This window comes from Streptobacillus notomytis (genome assembly GCF_001902585.1).
GTDB lineage: Bacteria > Fusobacteriota > Fusobacteriia > Fusobacteriales > Leptotrichiaceae > Streptobacillus > Streptobacillus notomytis.
Genome location: NZ_LKKV01000001.1, coordinates 78,267 through 95,578 on the forward strand (window position 1 = coordinate 78,267; position 17,312 = coordinate 95,578).

Annotated in this window: 16 protein-coding genes; 8 read left to right on the top strand and 8 right to left on the bottom strand. The window is 25.6% G+C overall.

Annotation, left to right across the window (positions count from 1 at the left end; translation table 11 throughout):
- Window positions 1–34 precede the first annotated feature (34 nt).
- The 5 genes from BUE91_RS00365 to BUE91_RS07025 all read right to left on the bottom strand — a co-directional run bounded on the left by BUE91_RS00365 (window position 35) and on the right by BUE91_RS07025 (window position 4,093).
- On the bottom strand, window positions 35–748 hold the full coding sequence (locus BUE91_RS00365; protein ID WP_066899803.1) for a GH25 family lysozyme: 714 nt from the start codon (window positions 746–748) through the stop codon (window positions 35–37).
- A gap of 8 nt (window positions 749–756) precedes the next feature.
- Window positions 757–2,025, bottom strand: a complete 1,269-nt coding sequence (serS, locus tag BUE91_RS00370; protein ID WP_066899801.1) for a serine--tRNA ligase — start codon at window positions 2,023–2,025, stop codon at window positions 757–759.
- Window positions 2,019–2,660 carry a hypothetical protein gene (locus BUE91_RS00375; protein ID WP_066899799.1) on the bottom strand — a complete coding sequence of 214 codons (642 nt, stop codon included), beginning with the start codon at window positions 2,658–2,660 and terminating at the stop codon, window positions 2,019–2,021. Before BUE91_RS00375 ends, serS begins: the two co-directional genes overlap by 7 nt.
- A gap of 4 nt (window positions 2,661–2,664) precedes the next feature.
- Entirely contained in the window at window positions 2,665–3,555 is an 891-nt protein-coding gene (gene whiA, locus BUE91_RS00380) for a DNA-binding protein WhiA (RefSeq protein ID WP_066899797.1), read from the bottom strand.
- A gap of 385 nt (window positions 3,556–3,940) precedes the next feature.
- Window positions 3,941–4,093, bottom strand: coding sequence for a hypothetical protein (locus tag BUE91_RS07025; RefSeq protein WP_180371189.1), 153 nt, complete (start codon window positions 4,091–4,093; stop codon window positions 3,941–3,943).
- A gap of 413 nt (window positions 4,094–4,506) precedes the next feature.
- Here BUE91_RS07025 and gap point away from each other — a divergent pair, with 413 nt between their 5' ends.
- From gap to BUE91_RS00420, 8 genes are all read left to right on the top strand, one after another.
- On the top strand, window positions 4,507–5,514 hold the full coding sequence (gap, locus tag BUE91_RS00385; RefSeq protein ID WP_066899795.1) for a type I glyceraldehyde-3-phosphate dehydrogenase: 1,008 nt from the start codon (window positions 4,507–4,509) through the stop codon (window positions 5,512–5,514).
- Between the two features lie 164 nt (window positions 5,515–5,678).
- Entirely contained in the window at window positions 5,679–6,113 is a 435-nt protein-coding gene (rplM, locus tag BUE91_RS00390) for a 50S ribosomal protein L13 (protein WP_066899793.1), read from the top strand.
- 12 nt (window positions 6,114–6,125) lie between these two features.
- On the top strand, window positions 6,126–6,518 hold the full coding sequence (rpsI, locus tag BUE91_RS00395) for a 30S ribosomal protein S9 (protein ID WP_066899791.1): 393 nt from the start codon (window positions 6,126–6,128) through the stop codon (window positions 6,516–6,518).
- Between the two features lie 162 nt (window positions 6,519–6,680).
- Complete coding sequence (locus BUE91_RS00400) at window positions 6,681–7,868, top strand: MFS transporter (RefSeq protein ID WP_073507591.1); 1,188 nt, start codon at window positions 6,681–6,683, stop codon at window positions 7,866–7,868.
- Between the two features lie 80 nt (window positions 7,869–7,948).
- Entirely contained in the window at window positions 7,949–8,893 is a 945-nt protein-coding gene (locus BUE91_RS00405; protein WP_143605886.1) for a hypothetical protein, read from the top strand.
- A gap of 17 nt (window positions 8,894–8,910) precedes the next feature.
- Complete coding sequence (locus tag BUE91_RS00410; protein ID WP_066899782.1) at window positions 8,911–9,150, top strand: DUF2087 domain-containing protein; 240 nt, start codon at window positions 8,911–8,913, stop codon at window positions 9,148–9,150.
- Between the two features lie 68 nt (window positions 9,151–9,218).
- Window positions 9,219–9,650, top strand: a complete 432-nt coding sequence (locus BUE91_RS00415; protein WP_066899780.1) for a DUF2185 domain-containing protein — start codon at window positions 9,219–9,221, stop codon at window positions 9,648–9,650.
- Entirely contained in the window at window positions 9,650–10,861 is a 1,212-nt protein-coding gene (locus tag BUE91_RS00420) for a hypothetical protein (RefSeq protein WP_073507593.1), read from the top strand. Before BUE91_RS00415 ends, BUE91_RS00420 begins: the two co-directional genes overlap by 1 nt.
- A gap of 13 nt (window positions 10,862–10,874) precedes the next feature.
- Here BUE91_RS00420 and fni read toward each other — a convergent pair whose 3' ends face one another.
- The 3 genes from fni to BUE91_RS00435 form a co-directional block, all read right to left on the bottom strand.
- Window positions 10,875–11,816: a type 2 isopentenyl-diphosphate Delta-isomerase gene (gene fni, locus BUE91_RS00425; RefSeq protein WP_073507594.1), complete on the bottom strand. Its 942-nt coding sequence runs from the start codon at window positions 11,814–11,816 to the stop codon at window positions 10,875–10,877.
- An 8-nt stretch (window positions 11,817–11,824) separates the two neighbouring features.
- Window positions 11,825–14,374, bottom strand: a complete 2,550-nt coding sequence (gene mutS / locus BUE91_RS00430) for a DNA mismatch repair protein MutS (RefSeq protein ID WP_066899774.1) — start codon at window positions 14,372–14,374, stop codon at window positions 11,825–11,827.
- Between the two features lie 68 nt (window positions 14,375–14,442).
- Window positions 14,443–16,989 (bottom strand): sialidase family protein, encoded by a 2,547-nt coding sequence (locus tag BUE91_RS00435; RefSeq protein WP_073507595.1) that lies wholly within the window; start codon window positions 16,987–16,989, stop codon window positions 14,443–14,445.
- Window positions 16,990–17,312: the final 323 nt, after the last annotated feature.

The window sequence follows — 17,312 nt, forward strand, 5'->3', positions numbered from 1 at the left end:
TTTCCCCTTACATGAAAAATAGTTCCATGAGATTTCATTGAACTATTTTATTTTTTATTCTATTTTGGTTTATAAAATGATCAATATCTGATCCTCTAAAAGCATTTCTATCAGTAAATCCTGATATACCCTTAACTCTTCCTCTATTAGAATATTGCCAAAAATCCCATCTTTTTTGACTTGGATACCACTTAATATTCCTAATCCATATAGGGTTATCTAAAAACTCATTTTCTATATACGCCTTATATGTATGTCTTGTAGCATATATGATAACCTTTTTCCTATAATGCTTTTCTAGTCTATCTATTAAATCCTTAAGTTCTTTATTAACTCTCTCTTTTGGATATTTAATCGGTATTTCTAGATCAATTATAGGTGGAAATGCCTTTTCAACTATAGGTACTTTGGAAATATAGAATTTAGCCTGTTCTTCTCCTTTAGATAGCATAGAAAAGAAATGATATGCCCCCACTCTAAATCCTGTAAGTTGTGCCTTCTTCCAGTTATAGAAAAAATCTCTATCTAAATGATCTTTACCTTCTGTTGCCTTCATAAATACAAACTTATACCTTTTATCTATTTGATACCAATTAAGCCTTACCTTATGATGAGATATATCTATGCCATGTATATCATATTTCATAGATAAAATATGATTATGATAAAGATAACCTGAAAATTCTAAATACCAAGCTAATATTCCTAATAAAAATAGGACTGTTAGCACTTTTATTAATTTTTTCATATTTCCTCTTATCTTATTTCTGTTTTACCACCCATATATGGAACTAATGCTTCTGGAATTAAAATACTTCCATCCTCTTGTTGATAATTTTCTATTATTGCAAGTAAAGTTCTTCCTACAGCTAGTCCTGATCCATTTAATGTGTGTACAAAATAGCTTTTCTTATCTTCCGCTCTAAACTTAATCATAGCACGTCTTGCTTGGAAATCTTCTGTATTTGAACAACTTGATATTTCTCTATATTTATTTTGAGATGGAACCCACACTTCTATATCATATGTTTTTGCTGCTGAAAATCCCATATCTCCTGTACATAATGAAAGCACTCTATAAGGAAGACCTAATTTTTGTAATATTTTTTCTGCACAATTTGTCATATGTTCTAATTCTTCATAAGACTTATCTGGATGAACTATTTTAACCATTTCAACCTTATTAAATTGATGTTGTCTAATTAATCCTTTTAAATCTCTTCCACCACTACCTGCTTCTTGACGGAAACAAGCTGTAAATCCACAAAAATGTTTAGGTAATTCTTCTTCTTTAAGAATTTCTCCAGCATACATATTTGTTAAAGTTACCTCAGCAGTAGGTATAAGGTAAAGATCTTGTCCTTTTATCTTATACATATCCTCTTCAAATTTAGGAAGTTGTCCTGTTCCTACCATAATGTCTCTTTTAGCAAGTTGAGGTGTTAAAATTTCTGTAAATCCATGTTCTTCTGTATGTATATCTAACATGAAATTAATTAATGCTCTTTCAAGCCTTGCTCCCAGCCCTTTATATACCGTAAATCTTGAACCTGAAAGCTTTACCCCTCTTTCAAAATCAAGTATATCTAAGTTTACTCCTAATTCATCATGTGATTTAACTTCAAAATTAAAATTCTTAGGTTCACCCCATTTTCTAATTTCAACATTATCATCTTCACTTTCTCCAACAGGAGTAGAGTTATGCGGAATATTAGGTATAGTTAAAAGCATCATTTTTTGTTTTTCTTCTATTTCTAAAACTTCTATATCTAATTCTTTAATTTTATTAGAAACTTTGGCCATATTTTCTTTAAGTTCAGTTGAATCTATACCCTCTCTTGCATTCTTACCTATTATAGCTGAAACATCATTTCTCTCTTTTTTAAGAGTTTCAACCTCAGTTAATAGTTCTCTTCTTTTAATATCTAAATCAATTAATTCATCTAAATTATATTCACTTTTTCTATTTTTTAATCCTTGTTTTACAAGTTCTACATTTTCTCTTATAAATTTCATTTCTAGCATTTTTCTTCCTCCAAAAATTTAAGTATTATTCTATTATCATCACTTATTTCATCAACATTAATCTCTATTTTTTCATTAAATTTAATCTTAAATATATGTGCATAAAGTCTATCAATCTTTTTTTCATTTCCATAGCCTTCTTTTGACTTACATACATAACCTATTAAATTTCTTAAAAAAGGAATACTTACTCCTATATCAGAAAATATTTTCTCAAAAAGATAGACTTTAATTAACCTATTTTCATCATCTGATAATCTCGCATTAAGATAAAGAATATTAAAAAATGAAATAGGTTCTCTTCTAATTAATTCATTTGCAAGACTTAATGCATGTACTTCATCTCTATTAAATATTGCTCTAAAAAAGCTTTCTTCTACTTTCCTTATTTCAATACTTGAATGCCTTTTTATCTTTTTTTCTTTTCTTAAATAAATATCTTTTAAACTAAATATTTCATCTACTTTAGTAAATCCTTTAACATGATACATATATCCATATTCTAATATATAGGACGGTTCTTTAATTAATATATTAGCTTCCATATCTATTTTAAAATATTTTGCTTTTTCATTAAAATTTTTAAAATCATTTAAAAATTCCTCAAATCCACTATACTTATTTAACTTTACCATAATTTTATTCCTTTAATTCTAAATATATTTCTTCTAATCTCCTAAATCTATTTCTTATACCCGATTTAGATATCTTTAATTTATCAGCTAATTCTTGAAATGAATCTTCATCATATTTTAATCTTAATTTAGCAAGTTCTGATAAAGCTTTAGTTAAATTTTCAAGCCCTATTTTTTCATCAATATATTCTATCATATCTACCTGTTTAATAGAAGCTGACATCTTTTTAGTCTCATTTGCAAGTTCATAATTCATGTTTCTATTTATCTTATTATTCAATTCTTTTTGAACAGTAACGTTTTCATACTCAAAAAAAACTTGAAGCCCACCTATCATGTGTATTATATCTAAAATATCTTCTGAGTTTCTAATATATACAATGTTTTTATTCTTTTTTTCTGTCTGAAAAACCTTTTTATTAATATGTTTTAATAACATGTATAAAAAAGTTGAAGCATCTTCTGTGTCTATAAAAAAATCAAGTGTATATCCCTTATTAGGATCTTTAATATATCCTGAATTTAAAAAATATCCTCTCAAAATACCAGATATATTCTTATTATCAGAATACTTTTTAAAGGAAAACAGTTCTTTTAAAAATGCTCCATAATTTTCTTCTATGTCTATAATATTAGTTATACTTATAGTATAAACTCTTGGTTTAGAAAATCTTCTAGCTGTAATATATCTAAGTTGTGGAGCAATGTTAGTCACTTTAAGTATATTATTATACACCCTTTGTGCTAATTTTAAATTTTCTGTACTAAATTCTATCCCACTATTTTTTATACAATTTTTAGATAGAAGTAAACCAAAAAGTTCTGACATAATATCATTTTTATCTACATTTTTTTTATCTAAAATTTCATCTTTTAATTTTGAAGAATATGACATAATTTCCCCTATCTAATTTTTTTAAATTATACCATAATAACTGTTTGTAAGCAAATAAGCTAATAAATATAAAAAGAGATAACAAACTGTTATCCCCACACAATTAAAATGTATATCCAAATTCTACTCCTACAAAACCCTTACTTCCATAACCATTAAATAAGGCTGTTATATTTATCAAATAATCTAACCCCCACAGACATTTTATATAACGGTTTAATTGATACTATTAATGGATTGACTTTCGGGCTAGAATTACTTTTTCCCATTTCTTCAATATCATAATTAATTGTAGCAGATAAATTTTTTCCAACATACACCCCTACTCCTAATTCAACACCACTATAAATTCTAATGTTTTCCTCAACTAAATAAGTAAACTCATTTACATATTACTAGGACTAGGTCTATTTGAAGCACTTCCAGATCCACTTTGTCCAATTCTACCAGAAATAAAAGCTTTTGGTCCAAACATGAAATCTATTTTTGGAGATATCTTGTATTTCATCTCAACCATTAATCCTAATGAAGCATTCACCTCATTATATATGAATTTACCATGAAGATCTTCTTTATCATATGCAACCGAACTTTAAAGTTTATATCCTAATTTTATTTGATCTGAAAAACTTACAAAACTTGTAACCAATGAAAAATATATTAAAAACTTATTCGTTTTTTTCTTCTAATTTTTGAAATTACAACAACTTTAATTTTCATAAAATTTAAAAATTTAATAAATTTTAATTGAAACAAATTGTTTTACTCTTTTTTTCATTTTTATTATTAAAAATCTAGCTGTATACTTCATTATACAGCACTATAAATTATACTTCACTTTATTAGCTATGTCAATAATCATCTACCATCATTTAACCTTTTTATCTTGCATTGAAAAAAAGAATATGATATAATTAAGCGTAAATTAAAATTACTTAGGAGGTACTTTACATGGCAGTAAAAGTTGCAATTAATGGATTTGGAAGAATAGGAAGATTAGCATTAAGATTAATGATTAACGATCCTAACTTCGATGTAGTAGCTGTAAACGATTTATCAGACGCTAAAACTTTAGCACACTTATTTAAATACGATTCAGCTCAAGGAAGATTTGATGGAACAGTAGAAGTTAAAGAAGGAGCATTCATAGTAAATGGAAAAGAAATTAAATCTTTCGCAGATGCAGATCCTAAAAACTTACCATGGGGAGAATTAGGTGTAGATGTAGTATTAGAATGTACTGGATTCTTCACTAAAAAAGAAAAAGCAGAAGCTCATATAGAAGCTGGAGCTAAAAAAGTTGTTATTTCAGCACCTGGACAAGGAGATTTAAAAACAGTAGTATTTAATGTTAACCACAACATTTTAGATGGTTCAGAAACTGTAGTATCAGCAGCTTCTTGTACAACTAACTGTTTAGCACCTATGGCTAAAGTTTTAAATGACAAATTTGGAATAGTTGCAGGAACAATGACAACTATACATGCTTACACAGGAGATCAAAACACATTAGATGCACCTCATAGAAAAGGTGATTTAAGAAGAGCTAGAGCAGCAGCAGAAAACATAGTTCCTAACTCAACAGGAGCAGCAAAAGCAATAGGACTTGTTATACCTGAATTATCTGGTAAATTAGATGGTGGAGCACAAAGAGTTCCAGTACCTACAGGATCATTAACAGAACTTGTTTCTGTATTAGAAAAAACAGTTACTGCAGCTGAAATTAACGCAGCTATGAAAGAAGCAGCTAACGAATCATTTGGATACACTGAAGAAGAATTAGTATCATCTGATATAATTGGAATTAAATTTGGATCATTATTTGATGCAACTCAAACTAAAGTTGTTACAGTTGGAGATAAACAAATCGTTAAAACAGTGTCTTGGTACGATAACGAAATGTCATATACTGCACAATTAATTAGAACTTTAGATTACATCGTAAATTTATCTAAATAATATATATTTTTAAGAATCAGAGAAAGCTCTGATTCTTTTTATTTTACATAACTTTAGTAAAGAAAAACATCTTGACAAAATCAATTATTTTATTATATACTAATATAGTAAAATTTCCTTTCCCACAAAGGAACCGTTATTCACAAAAAATATAGGAGGCTAAAGTGAATAAAGATACAAAAATGCAAAGAAAAGAAGATGTAGTAAGAAATTGGCATTTAGTTGATGCTGAAGGATTAGTACTTGGAAAACTAGCAGTAGAAATTGCTAAAAAATTAATTGGAAAAGATAAAGTAAGTTACACACCACACGTAGACGGTGGAGATTATGTAGTAGTTATTAATGCAGAAAAAATTGCTGTTACTGGTAAAAAATTAACTGATAAAAAATACTACAGACACAGTGGATACCCTGGAGGATTAAAAACTAGAAGTTTAGAAGAAATGCTTGCTAAAAAACCAACTGAAGTATTAAGAAAAGCTGTTGAAAGAATGTTACCTAAAAACAAATTAGGAAGACAAATGATTAACAGACTAAAATTAAATGTAGGACCAACTCATTCAAATGAAGCTCAAAAACCTACAAAAATGGAAATATAGGGAGGTATTTAAGTGAGTAAACAATTTTTAGGAACAGGTAGAAGAAAAACTTCAGTAGCAAGAGTAAGATTATTACCAGGACAAACAGGTGTAATAATAAATGGTAAAGACATGAGAGAATTTTTTGCAGGAAGAGAAATCTTAGCAAAAATAGTTGAACAACCACTAGAATTAACAAATACATTAAATAAATTTGGTGTAAATGTTACAGTACATGGTGGTGGAAATTCTGGTCAAGCAGGAGCTATAAGATTAGGAATTTCTAGAGCATTAGTAGAAAATGATGCTGAATTAAAACTTGTATTAAGAGAAGCAGGATTCTTAACAAGAGATTCACGTATGGTTGAAAGAAAGAAATACGGAAAGAAAAAAGCAAGAAGAAGTCCACAATTCTCAAAACGTTAATATTATTAAACAAAAAAATACTAGACATAAACTTAAGTTTATGTCTTTTTTTTATTTATATATAACGTATATCCATTTATATCTTATATACCAAATTTATTAACATATATAATTAAAATAGGTTATTATTAAAACATTAGAAAGGTGGTTATAAAACTAGTTTTGGATGAATTAAAAATTAATATTAAAGATAAAATCAAAATTTTTTATACACTAGGTTTCCTGTATAATGTTTCTATTACTGTTTTTTCATCAATATCATATATATTTTTAGTTAAATCAGGTTTTAGTTACGAACAAATAGGTATATATATGTCATTTTTTTGGATTACAAATATGATATCTGAAATACCAACAGGTATAATTGTTGATGTGTATAAACATAAATTAACCTTATTAGGGGCAAACTTTACAAGGATGATAGGTATATTAATGCTTGCATTTAACGGCACTAATATGACAATCTTATTAACCTCAGCACTATTAACTGGATTTGCTTCAGCTATTCTATCCGGTAATTTAACTTCATGGATAGTTAATGAAATAAATAAATCAGGAGAAGATATAAAGTTAAATGTAATATTTTCTAAATCATCTGTAATAGCGAGCATTTTTGGACTTATTTCCGGTTACATAGGTTCAGATATTTTATTTAAGTACGATATCAAATTACCATTTTTAATTTCTGTCTTTATTTTTGGAATAATTTCAGTATTAATAATGATATTTTTCAAAAAAGAAGAACATGGTGATGAAAGTAGATTGAAAATAAAAGAACAATATGTAGAAGTTCTAACACAAATAAAAGAAACTATTTTCAGAAAAGAATTATACTATTTTTTAATGTTCTTTTTAATTATTAATTTAATAGATTTAGGTCCTAATCAACAATGGCAAGCTGTATATTTAGAACATATAGGTATAATTTGGGTATTTCTTGGAATTTCCGGAATAATAGGTTCATATCTTGCTTCAAAAATAAATATTAAAAAGTTTTCTAGTAAAACTTATCTAGTTGTATTATTAGTAGTAGATGCTGCTATTGTTTTAATTCAATCTATATCTACATATTTTGTTCCGATGTTTTTCATACATATAGCTATGCTTTCAATATTAGGTATTATATTAAGTTCATATGAGCATTCAAATTTAATAAAAAATGATAAAATTAGAACAACAGTTGTTTCTGTGTTAAACACATTTGATTCATTAATTATGACAATCTTATTACCATTAAATGGATTACTTTCAACAAAATTTGGAATATTAAATTCATGGAAAATATTTATAGCTATATCATTAATAGCTATCTTAGTAATTTCTATGTGGAAAGAACCAAAATATGAATAGTATTTTTATAGCTTATGCTGAAAGAATTTATAACAATGACAAAAAATGAATATAAGATTATGATAAATGAGAAATCTATTATGCTCTTAAAACAATTAAACGAAATATTAAATTTAAATATAGATTTAAATAGATATAAAACAACAATAAACAAAAAAGAAAATGAAAAAATAAAATTTAAAGATTTACCATTTGAAGTTTTAGATTTAGTTATTGATAAAAATAAAACAAAATTACAAAAAAATAAATTAATGAATAAAATATTAAAAAGCAGATTAAAGGGTTATTTTAATTATGATTCATGGAGAAAAGAGAATAATTTAGAAAAAATTGATGAAAAAAGATTTTTAACTAACTTAAATTACAATAATTTTTCAGAAAATAAAATTTTTATTACTGAGAAAGAAATAATAAATAGTGTAAAAAATTATAAAGGTGTTCATTTTATAGAAAATAATTTAAAAAATAATGAAGTTAAAATAATAAAAACAAATGAAATGCTAGGATATTCTGCCTGTTTAGAATTTCCGTTTACAGGAGAAAGTATAATAATTTTTGATGAAAAACTTGAATATGAAGAAGCGTTATATTATTTTATTCATGAACTATCACATTCTATTTTCAATAAATATAAATTTTTAAAAAATATAGTAACACCTATAGAAGAAGATGAAAAAATAGCTTATTCAATCCAAACAGAAATAATATTAAATGTATTTCCAGAGTACAAAAAAAATTATATGTGTCATATTTATAATTTATATAAAACTGCTTGTTTACATTATGAGTTTGAAAAAAGTTTATATAATAATCCAAATGATACATTTTACAAAAGAAGTGAAAATAATTTAAACTTATTGAAAAAGTATAATTTTAATGAAAAATATTATGAAGATTGGATTAATAATGAAAATTATTTTAACAATCCCTTCTATAATTCAAGTTATGTAATTCCATTAGAAAATATTTTAAATAGTAAATATAAAAAAAATTTAAAACAACTAGAACTTATATACCATAATTAAATAGGAGAAGAAAAGGTATGATTAATAAATTTTTTAAAAATGAAAAGCTTATAAAAATCCCTAAAAAACACGAAGCAAAATTAGAGGTATTTGAGTTTTTTCATAGTAAATTTGAATATAATAAAGAGTATTCAGAAAAAGATGTAAATGAAATATTAAAAGAATATTTTGATGATTACGCTGTACTTAGAAGATATTTAGTAGATTTTAAATACTTAAAAAGAGATAAAAACGGAAAAATTTATGAAAAGATGTAAATACACCTTGGTTTGAGGTGTATATTTTTTTATGGTATAATAAGTTATCAACATTATGGAGGAAATAAATGAATAAATGGTTTTATAGAGCTATTTCTATTTTTATTGGAGTTTTTGCCCTACTATTTTTTAATACTCCCAAAATATTCATATATTTATTAATAATTTTAGGACTTATACTTACCATATTAGGATTCATACATTTAAAAGTTAATTCTGGTCAAGGTTGCATAATTTCAAATCGTATTACAGTTGACGGTGAAAATGTAGGATATTGTTATAGGCAAAAAGAAAAACTTGGAAAAAATGATAGTGGTTGGAGATTTTTTGCTGGAGATGAAGATGAAAACTATTTAAAAGATCCGTCTAATTTTGGTGTGTATAAATTAAGTATAGTCTGTAACTTAGATAAAAATGTAAAAGAAATATTAAATTTACCTTATGAAACAGAATTAAGAGTTAATGAAGAAGGTATTTTAGTTAAGGTGGAAAATAATTAATGAAAAAAATATTAATAATTCTTATCTTTTTACAATTTTTAATATTTCCAAAAGAAAATGTGAAAATTGTAAATGGATTTAAACAGGGTGAATTCACAGATAAATTAGAAGACGGATCTATAGAAAAAGGTACCTATATTAATAATATAAAAAATGGAAAATATTCTTTTGAAATTCCTGATAGCAACTTATTATTAAAAGGTAATTACTTAAACGGATTATTAAATGGTGTTGAAAGAATATATAAAAATGGGAAGTTTGTAGGTGAAATTACATATTTTCAAAATAATGTTTTAGGTAATCAAATTGAACATATAGATGAATTAATTCGTACTGGATATATAGGACTTAATAAAAATGGTTATTTTGAAATAAAAACACCTGATTCAGTTATAGAATACAAACAAGAAAATGAATTAATAAATGGACAAGTTATAATACACAAAAATAATGGTGATAAAATATATTTAACTTTCTTTAATGGTATAAGTTTAGGAGATGTTAAATATGTTAAAGCTAATGGTAAAATATCATATCATGAATACCTTTTTGATATAGAAAATATAGGCTCATCAGAGAAAAAATTTTTAGAAAATATATACCTTTATTTAAAGGAAAATAAGGTTAATAAAGTTAATAACTTAAAAAATGGAAATGTAAAAATTGAATTTAATGGAGCAATTATAGAATACCCCTATATTAACAATGAAATAACTGGAACTGTTAGAATTACTTATCCTGATATTATAAAAGAAATAATATTTAAAAATGGTAAAAGAGAAGGAAAATCAACATATATGTCAGGTAATTTTTCTGAAACTAGAGAATACAAAAATGATATGTTAGACGGTAAAGTTGATAAGAATGATGAAACTTTAATATATTCTAAAGGAAAGCTTATCAAAATGATTCAATATGTAGATAATAATTCATTTATTACAACTAATTTTATTGATGAAAAACCAGTTGGAAACTTAATAATTACAGAAAATGGAAAAGAAAGAATACTTGCAACATATGATAAAAATCACATGTTGGTTTTTGATGTTAAAGAATATGCAAAAAAAGGAGATAAACTCCTATTTTATAATTCATTAACTAACCCTATATTTATAATAGTTCACAAAAAAAATGGAGAAAAAAGACAATATAAGTCTATTAAAGATTATTTAGAGAATAAAGAATATATAAAACTGCACCCAAAATCTTAAAAGTGCAGTTTTTTCATTTCTTCCTTATTTTCCCCTTCAATTTTTCTATATTTATTGAATCTGTTAAAAGCATTAAATTTTTAACGTCTTTTTTCCATGTATTTATTGTATCTATTAGAGCATCTTTACCTTCTTTTTCTAATATTTCTAAGAATACTTTTGAAATTCCTACAGCTTTAGCACCTAACGCTAATGCTTTAACAACATCTAATGGGTGTCTTATTCCACCACTAGCAATAATCTCAAAATCATTTTCAAATTCTTTAGCTATTTCAAGACTTTCAGTAGTAGAATATCCAATTTCTTCATAATAATTTTTAGCTATGCTTCTTCTCATATTCTCTATTTTTGAAAAATCCGTTCCACCCTTACCACTAACATCTACTATCTTAACACCTAATTCTTTTGCTCTAATAAAGGTTCCTCTTCCCATACCAAATCCCGTTTCCTTTAAAATAACTGGGATTTTTACTAAAGAAAGTATATCTTTTAAGTTTGATTCCCAAATCTCAAAATTTCTATCTCCCTCTGGCATAAGCATTTCTTGTATAATGTTTACATGAACTTGTAATAACTTTGCATTTGTTTTATTTATAGCTTCTAAATGCAAAAAAGCCTGCTTATCTATACCCAAATTTACACCTTGATTTTTAGGGTAATTTATTTCTTTTTTATTTAAAAACGGAGAATAAGATCCTGGGAAAAAAAATATTCCTGTTTTTTTAGACACATATTCTAAATCTTCATTTATTTTATTCCCTTTATCACTTCCACCTGTAATAGCATTTATGAAAAAAGGATATTTAGACTCTACTCCACCTATTTTTGTACTAATATCTACATCATTTAATCCAAATGAAGGAATAGAAATATATTCTAACCTATATTCATCAAAACTATTTTTAATACTAACACTCTCTAATGCAAATTTTAAATGATCATCTTTTCTACTCATAAAACTCCTTATTTCACTTCTTCTTTTAATTGCATAAGTAAATTTAAGGCATTAAGAGGTGTCATATTATTAATATCTATATTTCTTAATTTATCTAATTTTTCATTTAAATTATCTATAGTTTCTTCAAGTTTTTCTATTTTATCATAATTTTCATACTCAAAGTTTTCAAATAAAGATATTTGACCCCTTTTATTCTCAACTTCAAATGATTTAAGTAATTTTGTAGATTCTCTAATTATTGATTTAGGTAACCCTGCAAGTTTAGCAACTTCTATACCATATGATCTATCTGCACCACCTTTAACTATAGTTCTTAAAAAGTTTACTTTACCATTTTTTTCTTCTACTTCTATTCTATAATTTTTAATAGTATCGTATTCATTTTCAAGTTCAGTTAACTCATGATAATGTGTCGCAAATATAGCTTTTGCATTAATGTTTTCAACTATATATTTAGATATAGAACTTGCAATTGCAAGTCCATCATAAGTTGATGTTCCTCTTCCTACCTCATCAAGTATAATTAAGGAATTAATTGTTGCAGAGTTAATAATACTTGCAACTTCACTCATTTCAACCATAAATGTTGATTGACCTGATAATATATCATCACTTGCACCTATTCTTGTAAGTATTTTATCTACCATATTTAAACTTGCACTACTTGCTGGTACAAATGAACCTATTTGAGCCATAATACTTATTAAAGCAATTTGTTTCATGTATGTTGATTTCCCTGACATATTAGGTCCTGTAAGGATTATAAATCTATTTTTATCATCAAAATATACGTTGTTAGATATAAAAGTATTATCTCCTATTAATTTTTCAACAACGGGATGTCTTGCATCTTTAATTTCAAAATACTCTTCATTAAAGCTAGGTCTTACATAATTATTTTCAAGTGCGGTAATAGCAAATGAAATAAGTATATCTATATATGCTAAAGTGTTAGATAGTTCAATGAATATATTTTTAAACTCTTTAATATATGAACTTAAACTTTTAAAAATCATGTATTCAAGTTCAGCAATTTTAGCCTTTGAATTAATTATCTTATCTTCATAACTTTTAATTTCTTCGGTTATATATCTTTCTGCATTAGATAATGTTTGTTTTCTAATGTATGTTTCTGGAACCATGTTTAAATTAGATTTAGATATCTCAATAAAATATCCAAAAACATTATTATACTTAATTTTTAAATTTTTAATTCCTGTTTTTTCTCTTTCTCTTGCTTCTATTTCAAGTAAAATTCCTGTTCCATTGTTCATGATATTTCTTAATTCATCTAATTCTGAATTAACTCCACTTTTAATCATATTTCCTTCTCTTACTGAAAATGGAGCATCTTCAAGTAAAATACTATCTATCTTAGAATATATTTCTTTTAATATATTAAAGTCTATATTTTCAAATTTTTCAGACCATAAATCTCTTATTTTAAAACTAGAATAAATAGTATTTTTTAAGGCATTAATATCTTTACCATTTTCATTTGAAAATATTACTTTTCCTAAAAGTCTTTCTATATCATATACATTATCAAGTAAAGATCTAATTTCTTCTCTTTTTATTATTTCTTTACAAAGATATTCTATATCATCATACCTTTTGTTTATTTCTTCTAAATCAAGTAAAGGACTCTGTAATAATTGTTTTAATTTTCTAGATCCTGTTGATGATTTACATTTATCAAGTACCCATAAAAGTGAACCATATGTTGTCTTATCTCTTTGGTTTTTAATTACTTCTAGATTTCTTAGAGTTGAAGAAGATATTTCAACAAATTTTGATTTGTTTATAACCTCAATTTTTCTAATAGTTAATTCATTATTAAATTGCATAGCTAAAACATAATCTAATATACAGGCACAAGCATCTATCATAGCTTTTTTACCAAATATACCATAACTATCTAAAGAAACTATATTAAAGTAATCTTTTAAAAATTTTTCTGCATCATTTACTTTACTAATTGTTGAAATATTAACATCAAGCTTGTCTATTATATTCTCAAATTTTTCTTTTAAGCTTTGTGTTAATAATATCTCTTTTGGTTCTATTTTATATATCTCACTAATTAAATTATCTTCATCACATTCTAATACTTTAAATTCTCCTGTAGTTATATCTAAATAAGCTATAGCATAACTTTGATTAGTATAATATATACAAGCTAAATAATTATTAGATTTTGAATCTAAATAATCAACATCTTGCATAGTCCCTGAAGTTACAATTTGAACAACTTCTCTTTTAACTATACCCTTAACATCTTTAGGATTTTCTGTTTGTTCACATATAGCTACCTTATATCCTGCATTAACAAGTTTAGCTATGTATGGTTTAGAAGAATGATAAGGTATACCTGCAAGAGGTATATTCATATCTTTTTCTTTGTTTCTTGATGTAAGAGTTAAACCTAGTACTCTTGAAGCAATCTCTGCATCTTCAAAAAACATTTCATAAAAATCACCTAACCTAAAAAATAGTATATATTCCTTGTATTCCTTTTTTATTTCATTATACTGTTTCATTAAAGGTGTAGACATCTCTTTGCTCCTTTTTTTCTTTCAATTATATCATAAAAAGAAGAAGAATAAAAACACTCTTAAATATGTTACCAGCTATATCCTACTCCAAATCTTAATTCAACATTAGTTTTTTGTGTTTCAATATTATTAAAATCCAAATCTATATCAAAATTTAAACCATTAATTTTAGTTCCCATACCAAGTTGTATGTTATACTCAAATATTTTGCTACCTATTTGTGCTTTCTTTGTCTCTAAATTACTTTGAGAAATATATTGAGTATTATCTAATAGCATAATTTCTGGTTTAATTTTAAATTTAAAACTTCTAAAATACGCTTCTGCTTTAACTGAAAAATCAGAACTTGCACTTATTCTTTTATCAAGTTTTGCATCTTCATCTAATAAAGCCCCACTAGAATATGTTAATAATAGTCCAGCTTTTGGCGTTATACTTAAGTTTTTATTTAAATTAAATTTATTTTCATATGATGAATAAATATCTACATTATGAACTATTACATCATTATACTTATCACTTTTATCATTTATTTTGATATTAGATAAAGATTGTTGTCTATATCTAACAAAATTTTTAAATGTATACTTATTATTTAATACTGTTTTAAATGTCGCACCAACAGATATATTTTTAGAATTATTTACTGATCTAAAAACTTCAAAAAATCCACCAAGTTTAAAATTAGATATACTATGATTGTATCCAAATCTAAAATCTTCTTCAGCACCATTAGTTAATCTACCATAACTTGCAAATATTCTATCATCATTATTAATTACATCTCTTCTATAATATATGAATTTTTTAGCTACTAATTTATATGGCTCAAAATCAATTTTTTGATTAAGATTTTCTCCTGAAGTTTTTATTATATAATTTAAATTCATAGCATGTAATGCTTTTGACATTGTATTTTTTTCTTTTAACCCTTCCAAGCTTTCATTAAATTTTCTAATATTAGAAGGAATAGCTTCACTCATATTACCCTTATATTTTTTCACATTTTCATCAATTTCTTTTAATTCTTTATCCAAAACCATAGCTTCAGTGAATGCTCTATCATTATCTTTCATCATCTCATTTGTTAATATTTGTTTTTGTTCTTCACTTAAAGACTTTAATTTTTTAACTGTTTCTATATCTTTAGATCTTTCATCTTCTAAATTCCACTCAGTTGCAGCTTTTTCTATTTCTGCTATTTTATCTGTTAAATTCTTTACTGATATATCCCCCGCATCTTCATAGGCAACGAACAAATTTCCACCCTTATATGCAAGTGAAGAATATCCTGCACCTAGACCATTTCCTGAACCAGATCTAATTGTTGTAATTTTCTTTTTTTGATCTTTATTCTTTCCTGATAATACATAAAGTGATAAATTTCCTCTTTTATATCCATCATTTCCATTTCCATCAGGAGCTGATACAAGTATTACCTTTTTACCACTAGGAAGAGTTACATAAAGTGTAGATCCTTGTGATGCCTGACTTGTTACAGTCTGAAAAGTATGTAATGGTTCAAATTTTTTCCATGTTTGACCCATGTCTGTAGTATAATATGCCCATCTATGTTTATTATCTCTTTGTACATTATTTTTTTGCTTATTATTTTTTTGTATATTATTGCTACTATCGATTCCTCTACCAGTTAATATCAACTTATCTCCCATTTGAAAGACCATATTTTCAAGTGATGAACCATTAGGCATTAATATCTTACTATTATCAATTTTGGGCATTTGCCATGTTTTACCATTATCATATGAATACATTATAGTGGCACCTATAGCTTTTTTACCACTACTAGCCTGATGTGATGTTTGTACAGGCATTACTAAAGTACCATCTCTCATAACTATTCCTGTTCCAACTCCACCAAGAAAAGCCTTTAATGGATTATCAGGAGTATGATTAATAAAAATATTATTATTATTTTTATCAAATTTATGAGTTCTTTCCCAAGTCTTACCACCATCTTTTGATTTATGCATTAACGCTGCCCAAATTTCTTTATTATAATAATCATTTCTTTTGACATGCCAGTTACCTCCAGCAAATTCATTCCAAGAGCCATGTAATGAAATAATTTCATCTGTTAAATAATTATATATTAAAGTTGGATCCATTAATCTTCTTCTATATTTCTGAGGTTCTGTTTTTTTTCCAAATTTCCAAACATCATCAAATTTTATTCCTGTCTTAGTTTTCCAAGTTTTACCACCGTCTTCTGAAATTGATATTCCCTGATCTATTCTTCCATGATCTGCCCCAATTTTCTCATTTCTAGCTGTATTGTCTGGTAAATCTGGATTTTGCCATCTTAAATCATACATTACAATAAGCTTATTATCATTAGTAATTATCATAGATGGTATTCTTGTATACCTTAAAGTATATGTCCCCTCTGCTTCACCGTTAGGACCAACACCTGGCCATTTTCCTTCATTACCATTTTTACCAATTACACCTTCATTATTTTGATATCGTGTATCATATTTTACCTTTGTAAGATTTTCTTCTTTAAAGTTATTAAAATATCCATTGTTATAATTTGTTCTTGCATTTAACGTACAAGATAAAATAATAAAACTAAATAATACCTTATTATTCATATTAACCTTAAAACTCCTTTTTTAAACTCAGTATATTATGACTTATTTCTTTCAAAAATCAATATTTTTATGAAAAAATTTTTCGTTTTTAACTAAATGTCGTATTCAATAAAAATATTTACAAAAATTTATAAAAGAAGAAATAGATAAAATAAAGCGTATAAAATATTGAGTATATAAAGTAAATGAAGATTTTGTAATATATTAAATAGATGAATAGGACATATAATAAACAGAAATCGTACAAGAAATTAATTCAATAACATTAAAAATATTAACAAACTTTATTGAAGATAAAACATATCCAATTCCAGCCTTACCAA